General features: G+C 63.4%; 11 protein-coding genes. 5 read left to right on the top strand and 6 right to left on the bottom strand.

Annotation, left to right across the window (positions count from 1 at the left end; genetic code table 11):
• Nucleotides 1–24 precede the first annotated feature (24 nt).
• Complete coding sequence (locus Aple_RS37415) at nucleotides 25–3,522, bottom strand: CHAT domain-containing protein (protein ID WP_155349492.1); 3,498 nt, start codon at nucleotides 3,520–3,522, stop codon at nucleotides 25–27.
• A 128-nt stretch (nucleotides 3,523–3,650) separates the two neighbouring features.
• On the opposite strand from Aple_RS37415, the gene Aple_RS56460 reads away from it, so the two are divergent.
• Both Aple_RS56460 and Aple_RS53815 read left to right on the top strand, forming a co-directional pair.
• A complete protein-coding gene (locus tag Aple_RS56460) occupies nucleotides 3,651–4,028 on the top strand; it encodes a CATRA system-associated protein (protein WP_373869681.1) in 378 nt (125 codons plus the stop codon).
• A gap of 2 nt (nucleotides 4,029–4,030) precedes the next feature.
• Complete coding sequence (locus tag Aple_RS53815; RefSeq protein ID WP_218038701.1) at nucleotides 4,031–5,854, top strand: CATRA conflict system CASPASE/TPR repeat-associated protein; 1,824 nt, start codon at nucleotides 4,031–4,033, stop codon at nucleotides 5,852–5,854.
• Nucleotides 5,855–6,132: 278 nt separating this feature from the next.
• On the opposite strand, the gene Aple_RS37405 is transcribed toward Aple_RS53815, so the two are convergent.
• The 5 genes from Aple_RS37405 to Aple_RS37385 all read right to left on the bottom strand — a co-directional run bounded on the left by Aple_RS37405 (nucleotide 6,133) and on the right by Aple_RS37385 (nucleotide 13,314).
• Complete coding sequence (locus Aple_RS37405; RefSeq protein WP_155349491.1) at nucleotides 6,133–6,948, bottom strand: macro domain-containing protein; 816 nt, start codon at nucleotides 6,946–6,948, stop codon at nucleotides 6,133–6,135.
• A gap of 2,126 nt (nucleotides 6,949–9,074) precedes the next feature.
• A complete protein-coding gene (locus Aple_RS56455; RefSeq protein ID WP_155349490.1) occupies nucleotides 9,075–9,353 on the bottom strand; it encodes a DUF2199 domain-containing protein in 279 nt (92 codons plus the stop codon).
• A gap of 154 nt (nucleotides 9,354–9,507) precedes the next feature.
• Nucleotides 9,508–10,368: a serine hydrolase gene (locus Aple_RS37395; protein WP_155349489.1), complete on the bottom strand. Its 861-nt coding sequence runs from the start codon at nucleotides 10,366–10,368 to the stop codon at nucleotides 9,508–9,510.
• Between the two features lie 365 nt (nucleotides 10,369–10,733).
• Nucleotides 10,734–12,938, bottom strand: a complete 2,205-nt coding sequence (gene secD / locus Aple_RS37390) for a protein translocase subunit SecD (protein ID WP_155349488.1) — start codon at nucleotides 12,936–12,938, stop codon at nucleotides 10,734–10,736.
• Nucleotides 12,939–12,981: 43 nt separating this feature from the next.
• Complete coding sequence (locus tag Aple_RS37385; RefSeq protein WP_155349487.1) at nucleotides 12,982–13,314, bottom strand: hypothetical protein; 333 nt, start codon at nucleotides 13,312–13,314, stop codon at nucleotides 12,982–12,984.
• A 74-nt stretch (nucleotides 13,315–13,388) separates the two neighbouring features.
• Between Aple_RS37385 and Aple_RS37380 the strand changes: the two genes are divergently transcribed.
• The 3 genes from Aple_RS37380 to Aple_RS37370 all read left to right on the top strand — a co-directional run bounded on the left by Aple_RS37380 (nucleotide 13,389) and on the right by Aple_RS37370 (nucleotide 14,477).
• Nucleotides 13,389–13,745 carry a hypothetical protein gene (locus Aple_RS37380; RefSeq protein WP_155349486.1) on the top strand — a complete coding sequence of 119 codons (357 nt, stop codon included), beginning with the start codon at nucleotides 13,389–13,391 and terminating at the stop codon, nucleotides 13,743–13,745.
• A 100-nt stretch (nucleotides 13,746–13,845) separates the two neighbouring features.
• Entirely contained in the window at nucleotides 13,846–14,151 is a 306-nt protein-coding gene (locus Aple_RS37375) for a hypothetical protein (protein WP_155349485.1), read from the top strand.
• Nucleotides 14,148–14,477 carry a TraR/DksA family transcriptional regulator gene (locus tag Aple_RS37370; RefSeq protein WP_155349484.1) on the top strand — a complete coding sequence of 110 codons (330 nt, stop codon included), beginning with the start codon at nucleotides 14,148–14,150 and terminating at the stop codon, nucleotides 14,475–14,477. Before Aple_RS37375 ends, Aple_RS37370 begins: the two co-directional genes overlap by 4 nt.
• Nucleotides 14,478–14,545 lie beyond the last annotated feature (68 nt).

Genomic DNA, 14,545 nt, shown 5'->3' with positions numbered 1-14,545 from the left:
AGCGGATCGACTCTCCTTCTATCATCAGGGCCCGATGTGGATGTACGCAGCCCATACCTCTGGATTGTTAGGCCATCGATCTCTAAGTCGGCAGGTCGTGGTATGTAGTGCCTGGGCGGTAGAAGCCGTCCCACGGACAGCGATAATGCTATAAATGCCCTTCATGAAATGAACTGCCGGGCGGTCGCGGATTGGCCACAAGGTCGCGATGACGTTTCGATAGCCAGCGAGTTGGAAGGCAGAAGCAAGATGAAACGCCTCATCAGTAAGTCTGCCACCTGCCTGGGCTGTCGAGCATGCTGACAGATAAGCGAATTCTGCCTGCTCAAGGTGCAAGGCCGCAATGTCTGAGACGGTCAGAGGATGGAGCATGTGATCATTCAGAAGCAGATGGCTTGCGGAGGGATGATCGGGATTACTGACCGCATGGCAAGCGAAGTGAGCCCAGCGGTGTTCAGGAAGCTCCATCAGCACCCGGTCACGATGAGCGTCTGGCGCCTGAAGGACAGTTACCTGTGCGGGCAGTCGCGTACGGAGAATGTCCGCCTCACAGTCCGATCCCGGAAGATCATCGGCTCCCGAAGTGCGCGACATCGGCACGACAAGGGCGCAGACGTCGGATCCAAGCCGTTCTCCTTGGTCGGAACCATTGGCCCCTTGAGGGCGGCGGGCGTGCAGCAGTCCCCGTACCGTGGTGGAATAGGAGGAGATCACCCGACTGATCACCGTTCGGGCATCCGAACCGGTGTCCCGGTGATAACCAGCAGCGTGTAGCGGAAGTAGGGAGAGCAGTCCGGTCGGGCACCACCACAGCCGGGGGAGCGGGGCGCCATCGGTGGGGGTTCTGCTCAGGCATAGGCGGTCCAACACCGGATGGGCGATCATATCCCAGAGCCACTCCAGTGTCCGTAGCACTTGCTCATTACTATCGAGAGCTTCCGGCGATGAGTCTGCGGATGCTTCGGCCGCCGTCCCAGACTCCACGGCGGCCACAAACTGCCGCACCTGCCGCTCGACAAGGACCGGGGTTACGTCGGATAGTTCCAGGACATCGAGCTTGTCAGCGGTGAGGAGCAAAGCACTCGAGCCACGCTCGCTGATTGCTAGTACCACCACGGGACCCTGTTTGGCGCTCGTAAGCAGTTCATCGACCGAGGGGGGAAGCAAAAAGCGCGAAAACCCTGGCAGATTCCGAATTGTGGCAATCAGCCGATCCCACTGACGAGCCAGTTCGTGATGGGCGTCGGTCTGATGACTGCTGAGCAGAACTTGCTCATTCGAAAGGTCAGTCAGCCGATCACGCAAGTTTTCGAGTTGGTCAGCGGCATCGGGATAGTGGTCCCTCAGTATTGTGAGTTCGCTGCGGGCCTCAAGCATCTGGGAAATAAGAATACCGCGAGCCTGCTCCAGTAAGGTGAGCGCACGTTCGCGATCTCCGACTCGCAGGGCGCTGGCGCAAGCATCCTGCGCCAGCCCGCTCACGTCCACTAGCAATCGTTCCTGGTCGCTGCGATTTAGTCTTCGAGACGCCAACTGCGGCAGCAGTGAGATGGCATGGCCGAGCGCATTGGTGGCATCGTCCCAGTCGCCGTTGGCCATGGCCAGATTCGCAGCCATCCGGGCACTGGCGATCTGGTTGCCGGGTGGGCTGTCGAGCCGCGATGCGGCCAGGAACAATGACCGCGCCTCTCGCTCGCAGGCTTGATCATTGGCATCGAAGTATTTAACAGCCAGAGCGTGGCCGAGCGTTGTCAATAGACTCGTACGCATGGCATGTTCGTCTGGAAGCCCCCGAAGCCCATTGCGGGCAACACTGATGGCCTCCTCGAGGATTTGCGGCCGCCCTACCTGCTTGTACAGGTTTGTCAGCACCGTGGCGGCTTTGGCAAAGAAGCCTGGTCGGTCGGGGTCGGACTCCGGACTCGTGGCAATGACTTCCTGGAACAGTTCGGCGGCTTCCTCAATTGCAGAGACGTCATTAATCTCGAGGTAACGACGTTGTAGCCGGCTACCAAGTTCACTCAGTATTCCATGACGATGCCGATGGTGGAAAGGAAGCTCGGCGTGCGCCTCACGGCCAAGGGAGATCGATCGATCAAGCGCCTTCATTTCGCCGGTCTGTAGGAAATATAAATACTCTGCTTGACCGAGGTTGTTGAGTCGGCCCGCGCGGTCTGGAGACCTCTCTGGCGTTGCTGCCACACAGCGGGCCAGCACATCGATTGCCTCAACTAGAACTCGCCTATCCCTGGTTCGAAAAAATCGTTGCAAAAGGTTCGAACCGAGAGTGTTGAGCGCCAGCAAACCAACTCGTGTAGTGTTATCCGTCGCCGTAACAGCACGCCCGATCCGGACCGCTTCCTCATGTAGTTCTTCATTCCCTGTCCTCTCATGCAAGAGGTAAAGGAAACCAGAGAGGTTGACGAGCAGGATAACTTTCCCCGGATGCTCATCAGGCACCAGGGCCGACGCCCGATGCATCGTATAAATTGCCTGCTCCAGGTCCTGGCCATCGCCGGTTGTTTGATAACGTGCGTACAGGGCATGACTCAAACTCCCCAGTAGAAGGCCCGCCTTCACTCCTCCATTGGGCAGCTTCGCGAGGCAGGAGTGGAAGTGCCCGATCGCCTCATCCACAATCGCGTGATCGCCGCGCACCTCGTACTCGAGTCGCAGGAGGTCGGCCAAATCCGCTTGTGGCCACAGATCGTCTGGCAGTTTTGTCGCATACCACTGGACGGCCCGCCGGACCAACCGGACCGCCTCCATCAACGCCACCGTGTCAGCGGCGACCTCATACTGGCTCCTCAACGCTATTCCCGCATAGTGCAAGATGCGTCCTAGTTCTGGATGGCCGTTGTCGGCACATTCGAGCGCCTGTTGGGTCCATTGAACGGCCTCGGTCACTCTGTCCAGGTCGGCGGCTGTACCGTCGCGCCGGTCGAGGTAGGACATGCCAAGCCTGGCCATGATCCCGGCAGTCTCCGGGTCGTGGAAGCTCATGAGAGAAATAAGCCGTATGCGAGTTTGGATGAGGTCTTCGGTCGTAGGGATACCAGGATCAAGCTCTTGCCGGAGCTGAGCCATGCGTTCCAACCCGTGATATACCAGCAGCCGAAACGAGTCATCCACCGCACCTCGTTCAACCTGAGCCAGCAAAGCTTCGTTCGCCTCGTCGATTGTGGCGAGATCGCCGTATTCCTCGGCCAAGATAGCGAGTGCGGCACCGTAGTATCGGACGTATTGCTCACGCAGCGGATGCCACGGTGAAGTCTCCTTCAGCGCGAAGTCCATAAGCGCGGCTATCGCGTGCACACCTGATTGGCTCAGTTTGGCCGCGCCGGTGCTCAGCAGATCGTGTGCAATCGACGCCCAGCCGGATGGGTCATCACCGATGCCCCGGAGTCTCTTTTGTACCTCGCGGGGCAGCCCACCTGAGAAGTTGAACCGGTCGAGCCGCTCGTCAACCGCCGCACGGGCACGCTTCCCACGCATCATGTCCTCACTGATCTCGTGATCCACGATCAGTATCCCGGGGAGCCATGGCGAAAGTCGGTAGACGCTCGCATACCTGAGGACGCCGCCCCGATCTCGCGGCTGTTCTTCCTAGCAGCCATCCGCCCACGTTATACCGTTGCTAGGGTCAGCACATGCGCCTACCGGATAACACACATCATTCCCCCGAAATCTCAGTCGCCACGCAGGAGACCGTTGAAGAGGCCCTGGCCGTCCTTGGTGATCTGCTTCGATGGAGATCCTCCCCAGGGCACTGGGAACGGATCGAACCGGTCGTGACTCGGATGCAGGAAGCCCTCGCTATCGGTGATGGCGAGGCGTTGCGTCATGTGACTGCTGAGTTGGAGTTGATGGGTCCCACTCGCATCACTCGGATCGGAAGCACCTCCCTGGTTCCACCCCCGCCGCGAATCCGGGACCGTACGAATCAGTTGATCCATTCTCTGGGCGGGGACACGGCGCCATTGCCAAGCACTGCCGCCGCAGATGAGGCCGAAGCTGGAGATGCCTGACGATGAGCCCGCACATCATTGATCAGGAGCTTGTTGTCCATATTTTCGCCCCGCTGGACGGTCCGCGCGCGAATGAGGCTTATGCGCAGATTCGCGCGTTGTGGCTTGGCCTCCAGCGCAGGCTTGGCAGAGTAGAGGCAATTCCAGGCAGGCGTCTGCCGACTGAACTGCCCGCCGAACTCGATGCGCTTGGCTTGGCCCAGACCGTCGCTGCCTTCGAAGGGCCCGATGCAAGCACGCAGGCGATCGTTCGACGAGTACATGACGTACTAAATCTCTCATGTGCTTTCGCTGCGGAGCCACAGCATCCCCACTCGGAGCACCGTCGCGTGACGGCCCGGATAGGGTGCTATTCCCGCTCGGGGTGGGCGGAGTTCGACCGGCGGTGGAACGAGATCGCCAACGACGCCCTCGATCCGCTGCTCGGAGTAGCGCGTCTGTACCTCGCCAGGGTGCATAGCGATAACGCTGCAAAGGCGCACCCGTCTGCAGATCTGGCCGCCGCCATCCGTCCCTTGCTGCCCTTCGCCACCCACGACAGCGATTGGTGGAAGCGCGCATTTCGCGCAGATGGCGGGCTGGCCCTTTGGGAGCCATCTCCATTTGAAGACGCGCGGATCGAACGGCGGATCATTGTTGTTGCCGCCGAGAACCACGATGCCGCGCTGAGCGCCTGGACCTGGTCGCGTGGAGATGAGCACATGCCGCCCTTCGCGCGGTACCTTCTTCATGCCGCGAAGATCCGGTATCAGGTGCGGGTGCATGACCAGGGAAAACGAATACGCGACCTTCGGGGCCACACGGAAGGGGGCATTGGCAAGGTCGATCCCGACTCGACGGCAACCCTAGAGGAACGGCTGAGCCTCCTGCACACGAACGAAGCTGACCTTCTCGATGTGATGACACGACTGCGGATCATGCAGCGGACGGTCAAGATCGCCGCCGATAATATGGCCGCAGTGCTGGGCCAGTACTCCGCCGACAACCCCGACCGGAGTGTGTTCGGCGATGAATCGGCCCTGGCGAACTGGTTCGGTAAGCAACTCGAGGACGACCTGGCATATATTGAAGCGGCTCAACACCATGTGCGGCGGCTAGGCGAGATCACGGCCGATAAGTTACAACTGCTGCGGCGCCAAGAACTGACCTTCACACAGAACTCAGAATTGGACGGTTCCACTGCGAAACGATCACAGTCGAGGCAGAAAATTTTCACCGGCCCACGTGCTGAGTCGCATTCGCAAAGCGATACCGTAGACGTCAGACGCAATGTATTCGTCGTCTATGGTCGCGACGAGACAGTGCGAGAGCGCATGTTCGAATTCATGCGAGCCCTTGACCTCAAGCCACTGGAGTGGGAGCCACTCGTTGCGGCCTCCGACAGCACCGCGCCGTTCCTTGGAGACGTCGTCCAGCGTGCGCCAGCCCAGGCACAGGCGGCCGTCGTACTCCTGACTCCGGATGACCTCGTCCATCTCCACCCCGATCTACATGGTAAGTCTGAGCCTATTTTCGAGACCAAGCCGACCTGTCAGCCTCGGCCCAACGTCCTGATCGAACTCGGCATGGTACTCATGGCATACCCACAGCGAACGATCATTGTCGAGATCGGTGGCCTGCGTCCCATCGCTGACCTGGCGGGGCGCAATGTCATCCGCTTCGACGGCTCAGCCATCTCCACCGGCAAGCTCGTCGAACGCCTCAAGTCGGCTGGCTGCGCGGTGGACGATCAGGGCAGTGACTGGCGAATTCCTCGACGTTTCGCTGACCTTGACGCATACGACCGTGCACCTCCAGAGCCTCCAACATCCATACCTTCTAGTTGACTGGTATTAATTGAGAATCCTCCACCACCACGTTGCGCTGAGCTACCGGCTCAGCCTCGTTACAAGGGGCGCGGGTGTCCGATTCGTATACCAATGTCGACGGCGGACCGTCCCGAGTGGGTCACATTAGAGCAGCTCATCTCGCGGTCGTACGGCCCCGTTTTTTTTATTATTTCCGCCACCACTATCTCTCTATCTCCCGCACATCGGGTGTTCGATAACCATCACCGCGGGTACGTGAAGGGAAATCACCACGAGCGACAGAAAGCACCAGTCATCTAGAAAGACTTGAGAAAGGCCGCCATCTCCAGAAGATCGACCTCACCAAGATCATTTGGGTGGATCACGATAAGCAGTTCATTGCAGACCACAGCCTGCCGGGATTGCGCGATGAAAGACAGTAGGATCATCCGCAGCAGACCTTCCCTGTTGAGAACGTCGATGCGCGCTAAGCCGGAGCCGATGATGGGCATCGCGAGTCGACGGCGCTGACCGTGCTGGTGGACCGCGTTCCAAAGTCGTTCAAGGCTCAGCCAGAGATCCTTTAGTGAGGACTGGGCGACATTGTCTCTTCCCATGTGGCTGTAGGCGACCGCGAAGACGTGCCGGTGCGGCCTGCCGATCACCGCCACCGTTCCTAGAGGATAGCGGAGCAGCTTTCCTCGCTGCTTGGTCTGACGAGTTTCCCGAGCGATGGGGATGGTGCGTGATAACGCGCCGCTAAGGTCCTTGTCGAGGCGCCGATGATCACCATCATAGTGCCGCAACACAAGTTGCCCCTGTACAGTGGAGCTGCTGATCACTCCCCCGTCGCTGATCGAGGTGTCGAAGGTATCGGTAAACCCCACGACGATATCGGCGTCCTGTTCGAATAGATCACCGACCACCATCGAGATTGTTATTTGTGGGTTCTGGAACTCGTGAGACAACCTTTGGCGTGGAGCAGCGCGAAACACCCCCCAGAACAGACACGCAAGGATCGACGCTGGGACGGTCGTCCCCGTTCCTGGTAGAACCGCCGGCATCAGTTGGCCGACGAATTGAACCAACGCAGAAACTAGACCAAAAGCGACGAGCGTGTTGGCCGCAAACAAGCGCCGCCCACGAGCGGTTCCACTAACGGACCGCAACACGTAGTTGAGCCTCACCATATGGCGATCACCAAGGAACACGGTAGGGATACAGCGATCCACTCATCACCTAAACCGCAGTCGACGTGCCTTTTGAGGCTAGCATCTGGCCAGTCGGCTTCACCATGCCCGATTGGGTGATGCAGATGTGTCGGTGAATGCCTGGGTCTGGCGGAAGATCCACAAAGCCCTAGCCTCGATCCTTCGTGCGCCCAGCAGGACACGAGACACGAGGTGAAGTCGTGGCATAACGGCAGATCCTGGTGTTCGTAAGCTCGTCGTCACCTGCCGGTGGAAGTCCGGTCCGGGTAGCTGTCCGGAGGCCCGGTAGCTGACTGGCGGCGTCAGGGAGAAACTCCTGGCGTCGAAGCCCAGTGTCGAAAGCCCCGTTGGGGGAGCGAAGGTGCGGTCCGTAGCGTGACGCGATGTCTGCGGCGTCGCTAGAGGTCCGGGTCGCAAGATCGGGAACAGGGAGAACCGAGCCCCCGAAATCAGGGTGAACGCCCTGGAAGCGGTGGAGAGCCTGGAGCGCAGCCGCGAGGACTCCCCGGCGTATGGGGCACGGAACGTATTGATGGTGACGACGGGAACTGGAGAGGCCCTCCCCGGCCCGATGACCTGCGGCTGTGTTGTCGGAGCGTGGCGTCTTATAACCGGTTCACGCCGGGAAGGATCACTGCCGGGTGGGCGTCGGAGGCGACCGTACTACTGCTTGAGCCGACCGGACAACATAACCGGCGGTGAGGGAAGGGCCGCTGCTTCGTCGATGCGCAGTGTCTGTTGAGGAAGGGCCCGGTGAGTGCCGGTCAGGCGAGTCCCGCCGCGTCGGGGTCGCGGGAACCGCGGGTTCCGCGTGATCCGGTCCGAGCTATGCAGCATGTGCTGTACCGGGCGGCCAAGGTCGATCCCGGGCGAAGATTCCAAGCGTTGTATGACAAGTGCCGCAGAGACGTTCTGCAGCGCGGGCGGTCCTGATGCGTGCCAACAACGGCGCTCCGGGTATCGGCAATATCACTCTGGCCGAGGTCGAGGAGTACGGCGTCGTCCGACTCTTTGATGAGTTGGCCGACGAACTTCGGGAGGAACAGTATTGGCCGCTTCCGGCGCGGCGGGTCTTGATCCCTAAGCCGGGGTCTGCGGATCGGGCATAGTGATCAGGATCTTGGCGAGAGGGTGCGCGTCGAGCATCTCCTCCACCTCGGAGGCTACCTGATTACGTTGGTCGTGCACGCTCCGCGGCGAGCGAGCCGAGTGCGGGAGGACCAGCAAGGCGGACGTAGTGCCCGGGACTACCACGGTCTGCGCCTTCAGCGCGGCACGCGATGTCGGCGGCCAGCCGCTCGGCCATGCGTGGGGCGAGGGGCTTGGCGAGGCCCAAGAGCTGGTCGCGTCCGGCGGCTCGCAGGCCGTCCGGCCCGTCCTACTTGGCCAGCAGTTCAAGGGTCGCCGGGTGATGCACGACCGATTGCCTTCTCCAGCGGGGGGTACTTGTCCATGGCCTATGCACCCTTGGTGAGTGCAGGCCTGATCTGGTGTCGACTCGCCGCATTGGCGCTGCATGCTGCTGTTGACCGTCCGAGACGGCACGCAGGTCTTTTCGCTGTTGGACGTCCTGCCTCATCCTTTGATCAGTTATCGGAGAACCTTGATGTAGCGACGAAGACGGAGATCGCCCACAAGCTGATGAATGGGCCGCTACAAACGCAAGCGGAATGGGCAGAACGCAACTGTGCTTGAGCTTTGGCCGCTCTCAGCGCGGGCCCTTCTGCCGAGTTTGAAGTTGCCGCATCGAGTTGCCCGCGTGCAGAAATGCTCTGCTGCCAGCCGCCAGTGCCCATGGTCGTCCATTTCCGTTGTCACACATTTGGTCACGCAGCCATCAGCCAGCTCGGGCTTCGAGAACCTCGGAAGCAGGCCACCGCTCCTGAAGGACGCGGGCGACTGCCTGATGTTTGCTTCCCACGACATAGGCCATGCTGCGCGGGTCGAGGACGGCCAGATCAACTTCAGCTCCCAGAAGTTCGTCCCCCCATGGCTTGATCGCGTTGGCCAGCAGGCCAGAGTAAGTGAGGTGCGAGTACTTCTCGTCATCACCTGCTGCCTCGCGCGCTCTCGTACGCCTGTGAACTGACCGCGACGAAGACTCCGAAGGTGACACGGCGGCCGTCATCCAGTGCAACCGGCAGGAGAACACGAAGAAACTGGCCCATGCCCTCGACAACGAACACATGGGGTCCGCCTGCCACTCGGCTCTCGATCTCCTCGTCCGGCAACTCTGCTACGGGGTCGGGTAGCCGGTAGTTGAAGCGACGATCGTTAGGATCAAGTGGTCCACCGCAACACGCGCAAGCGAGCGGATGTGAAGACATACGCGCAATGGTGACATATCGGAATACAAACGGTTCATTCGATCCTCAAGCGTGCCATCCGGCACGACCCGCCCCGTGACCTGGTGCTCAGGAACGTGGCCGAATTGGTTTATTGGTCGTCAATCCGACTCCACGGGTCTGAATGATCGCGGGGTTATGGCGCTGGATTTCTGTTCAGGGCCTCGACGGTCAGTTCGGCGATGTGCTCGACCGTGGTGATGCCGTCCGGCATGGAGGAGTTTCGTCGGGAAATGGCGGCGATCAGGTAGTCGTGGCCGTTGCCGTGGATGCGGCCGATGCTGTTGATTGTCCAGCGTCCGCTGTCGGCCGTGCGGGGTAGCCAGCCGTTCTTGACGGCCGTCGTGTCGTTGTCGCTGGCAGCCGCGCTGATGCCCCAGGCCTGGGCGGGGGTGACGTCCGCCATCAGGCCCAGGATGTAGCGGCGGCTTTCGGCGTTTAGTGGGCTGGTTTTGGAGGTGAGGGATCGGAGGATGCGGAGTTGGTCGGCGGCGCTGGTGGTGGTTGAGCCCCAGTAGCCGCCGGGGCCGGGTGTTGTGTCGCGTAGGCCGAGTTTGCGGTTGGCGGTGGCCAGGCCCGGTGCGCCGCCGATCTGGTTCCAGAGTGTGGTGGCCGCGTCGTTGTCGCTGAGTGTGATCATGAGTTTGGCCAGGTTTCGTTCGGTTGCGGTGAGTTTCCGGGCGTCCTGCTGTGCGCGTAGCAGGAGTGCGGCGAGAATGTCGACCTTGACGATGCTCGCGGTGACGGTTCGCAGGCCGGTGTTGTAGCCGTAGGTGATGCCGGTGGACAGGTCGTGGATCTGTATCGACGCCTGGCCGGAGCGGTCCTTCAGGTAGGTGGCGAGGTTCCGGGTCAGGTTGGCGCGTGACGATGTGGAGAAGGTCGCCTTGGCCACGGTGGCCACCTTGGAGTCGGGGGAAGCATGGAGGGCCCGGAGGCGCACGCGGGGTAACGCCACCGCGCCCGGGACGCCGGTCATGACCATGATCACTGACACGGCGGGGAACACCATTTTCCGCCAAAGCCCGATCCACCGGCCAACTCCGGGGATCTCACCCGACCGTCGAGACATCATGCGGGTCAGCGTGATGCCTGCGCATCTACCCAACCTTTGACAAACCTATAGATCTCCTGACAATTCACTTTGCCGAGACAAATCCCCAAAAAAAGATCACAAGCGTGGTACCCCTGGCGCGGCCACCTGGCAGGACGTCCGAGGATGTTCCAGGCACGTCCTCGGACGTCTCCACCGTGGCGGCTCCTGCGCAGCCTCGACAACATCTCGACGAGAGGCTGCGGCGTGGTCACCCGCTGACCGGGCCCTCCCCCCATGCGGTCGAAGTGCGGTGACGACAAGCCAGGTCAGCGGGGGCTTTGGGGCCGAGAAGTAGGTGGATTGCGGTCGAAGCGGTTCAGGGCGATGGCGATGGGGCCCGCGACGAACGAGGAGGACAGGGTGCCCGCCACGATGCCGGTGACCAGGGCGATGGCGAAGTTGTGGAGGGAGTCGGCGCCGAAGACGGCCAGGGCGCCGAGGATGAACAGGGCGCCGAGGCCGGTGTTGATCGTCCGGGGGACGGTCTGCAGGATCGCGCTGTTCACGGCTTCGGGGAGATGGTCCTTACTCGACCACAGCTCCCTGACCCGATCGAAGACCACCACCTTGTCGTTGACGGAATAGCCGACGATGGTGAGCATCGCGGCCAGGAAGATGCCGTCCACCGGCTTGCCCAGCCAGGCGAACAGCCCGAGCACCACGGCGACGTCCACCAGCAGGGCCAGCACCGCCGCCACGCCGAAGGTCCACCGGAACCGTACGGCCAGATAGACCAGCTGGGCGGCCATGGCGACGATGATCGCGATGGCGGCGTTGCGGCGCAGTTCCGCGCCCATGCTGGGGCCGATGAACTCGTCCCGGCGCTTGGTCACCTCGCCCGCGTGGCCCCGCAAGGAGTCCTGGATTCTGGCGACGTCCTCGGGGGTGAGCTGCCCGGCCCGGATGGAGACGAGCCCGGCCGAGGAGTGCACCACGGCGGACGGGTGACCGGCGTCGGCGACCGCCCGTCGGGCGACATCGCCCGGCACGGTGCCGGAGGTGGTGAACTCGACGGCTCTGCCTCCGGTGAACTCGACGCCGAAGTTCAGGCCCTGGGTGAGCGTCCCGGCCAGCGCGACCGCGACCAACCCGCCCGCGATTGCCAGCCACCAGCGGCGGGCCGCCATGATCGAGGGGTTCCTGCGGGTGAGCCACGACCTGATCCGCCCGGCCGACCCGATGCCGGACGCTTTCGGCCCGACCCGGCCGATGACCGCCTGGGTGAGCACGCGGGTGATCAGCATCGCCGAGACGAGCGAGGCCAGCACCCCGATCCCCAGCGTCACGCCGAAGCCCTTCACCGGCCCGGAAGCCAGCCAGAACAGGATGCCGGCGGCGATCAGCGTGGTGATGTTGGAGTCGGCGATGGCGCTCCACGCGTGCTTGAAGCCCAGGTCCAGATCGGCTCTGAGGCCGCGCCGGGGAGCGCGGCCGTACTCCTCCCTGGCGCGTTCGAAGATCAGAACGCAGGCGTCGATGGCGATGCCGATGGCCAGGACGAAACCGGCCAGGCCGGAGAGAGTGAAGGTGGCGCCCATGGCCACCAGCACGGCGTACGAGATGAGGCCGTAGCCGGCCAGGGCGACGGCGGCGAGCAAGCCGGCCAGGCGGTAGACGACGATGATGAACAAGGTGGTCAGGATGAGTCCGGTGATCGCGGCCTTGGCGCTGGCGTCGATCGCGTCCGCGCCGAGAGTCGGGCCGACGCTGCGCTGCTCGACCAGGTCGAGCGGGACCGGCAGCGCGCCCCCCTTGATGAGCACGGCCAGATCGCGCGCCGCCTCGTACCCGAACGAGCCGGTGATGTCGGTCGAGCCGCCGGGGATGCCCGCCCCGCAAGCTATCGAGGGGTTGAGCTGCGGTGAGGAGATGATCTTCTGGTCGAGGACGATCGCGATCCTGCGTCTCGGGTCTCCCGGCGCCGCGCAGGCCACTTCGCCAGTCAATTGTTGCCACGCCCGGGCGTCGCGGAAGTTGATCTCGACCGACCAGCCGGGCCCGCGCTGCGGGTCGGTGCGCTCGCCCGCGCCGGTGATGCCGTCGCCGCTGATCGCGGCGGGGCCGATCCGCAACCGCTGGCCGTTTTCGTCGCGCGGCGCGGTCTGGTCGGTCTCCTCGGCGAGAGCGAGTACGGGATGGATGCTCAGCTGCGCGGTCCTGCCGATGACCTCGGCGGCCTGAGTGGGGTCCAGGATGCCGGGCAGTTCCACGACGATCCGCCGCTCGCCGGAACGGATCAGGGTGGGATCGACCACGCCGAGCGCGTCGGCTCGGCGGCGCAGCACGTCCAGGGCGCGGTCGGCGGATTCGGAGTCGGCTTTGACGGTCGGTGAGTCTCTTGCCTCGAAGACGAGCTGGGTGCCGCCTCGCAGGTCGAGGCCCAGGCGGGGCGAGAGACTTACGGTGATGATGATCGAGGTGACGATGACGGCCAGCGCCGCCAGCGCACGCCAAACAGGCGCACGGGACACGGAACCCTCCACAGGCTCGGATGTGCGGGAAAGAAAGAGCTGGTCAGAGCTGCGTGGAGGGCGGGGCGCGCGCGGGCGGCGCGCAGCGGCGGGGAGTAGGGCGAGCCCGATCGTCGCCGGGCAACGAGGAGTCGTGCCAGACGGCGCGCAAGAGGGGCGCGCCGGAGGCGAGAACGGCGTGCCAAGCCGTTCCGGGCACTTCGTGGGCGGTACGGACCTGCGCGAGGGGCAGCGCGCGGCCGACAGGCTGCTGCTGCTCGGCCTGCCACGAGACCGCGCTCGGCGTGGCCGTGATTCCGGTCACCCCGGAGGCGTGAAGGGTGACGGGCAGCAGCCATGCCACCAGGAGCAGGACGGCGGGCAACCTGGTCCGCACGACGCCTCCTCCCGGCCGGTGACCGCCCAGCCTAGCCCGCGTTCTGGTGCCTGAGGTGGGCTATGGTCGGGATTATGCGGCTCCGGAGACCCTGTGGCTCCGCCTCCTTCACGGCGGCGGTGGGTCTTCTCCTGCTCGCACTCGTCATGTTCGCCTCCACTCCGGCGTGGGCCACGAGCGATCCGGGACGGGACTCCAACCCGTGCGCGACCGACGTGATCACGCCGTTCACGCAAACGTCCGCGGCCCTGGCGCTGCCGCCGTTGACCGGGGCGCCCGGTCACGCGTCCCGCCTGTGGCCCGTGGCCAGGTGGGCGCAACCGGTGTCCGGAACCCGACTGGCCTGGCCCGACGCGGGCTCGGCCGACATTCGCGACCCCCAGCAGTCGGGGCATCGCGCGCCGGGCTCGCGTAGCCCGCCGACGCTCTAGAGGTTCTCTCCTTCCCCCGCGCGCGAACCGCGCCTGGGGCTCATCGATCTGCCGCGAACGCGCGGGATCGCTGAATTCTCACGCTAGGAGTGACACCGTCATGGCGTCTTTGCACACGTTCATTCAGGACTACGAGTGGCACCTGGCCCGGCTCGAACAGCTTCGCGCCCTGCTGGAGGAGCGCCGCTCCGCCGCCAGGAACGAGCTGGAACGGTCAGGTGCCCAGCACCGCCTGCTCGCTCAGCTCGCCGCCATCGAATCCGCCATCGAACGGATAGACCGAGGGCTGTACGGCGCCTGCCAGCGCTGCGGCACGTTCATCCCGCTCACCGTCCTGTTCCAGGCTCCGCACGAGCAGCGGTGCCCCGACTGCGCCCGCCTCACCGCGAAAGAGATGGCAGCATGAGCGACACCGGGCTCAGCCGGGTCCAGACCGACGCCATCGCCGAGGAACTGCGGGAACAGCACATGTGGCGGACCTCCCGCCTCCAGGAACTCCACACTCTGGTCGAGACCACGGAAGGCGACGGAGACCTGCGCCAGCGCACCCTGGCCGACCTCGCCGCCACGGAACGGGCCATCGCGGAAATCGAGAAGGGCCTGGCCCGCCTCTCCGAACGCGACTATGGCCAGTGCGAGGACTGCGGCACCTCGATTCCGTACGAGCGCCTGAAGATCCGCCCGCTGACCCGGCACTGCATGCCCTGCCGCCGGGCCCACGAGTCCCGCTGACCCCCGTCCCGCGTGCCCACCCGGGCACGCGGGACCACCATCAGACTGGTCTCCGCCCTCGGCCCGGT

Origin of the sequence: Acrocarpospora pleiomorpha, assembly GCF_009687885.1 — a bacterium.
GTDB classification, from domain to species: Bacteria; Actinomycetota; Actinomycetes; order Streptosporangiales; family Streptosporangiaceae; genus Acrocarpospora; species Acrocarpospora pleiomorpha.
The sequence above is the reverse complement of the archived record's forward strand: the minus strand, read 5'-3'. Positions and strand labels throughout refer to the sequence as shown.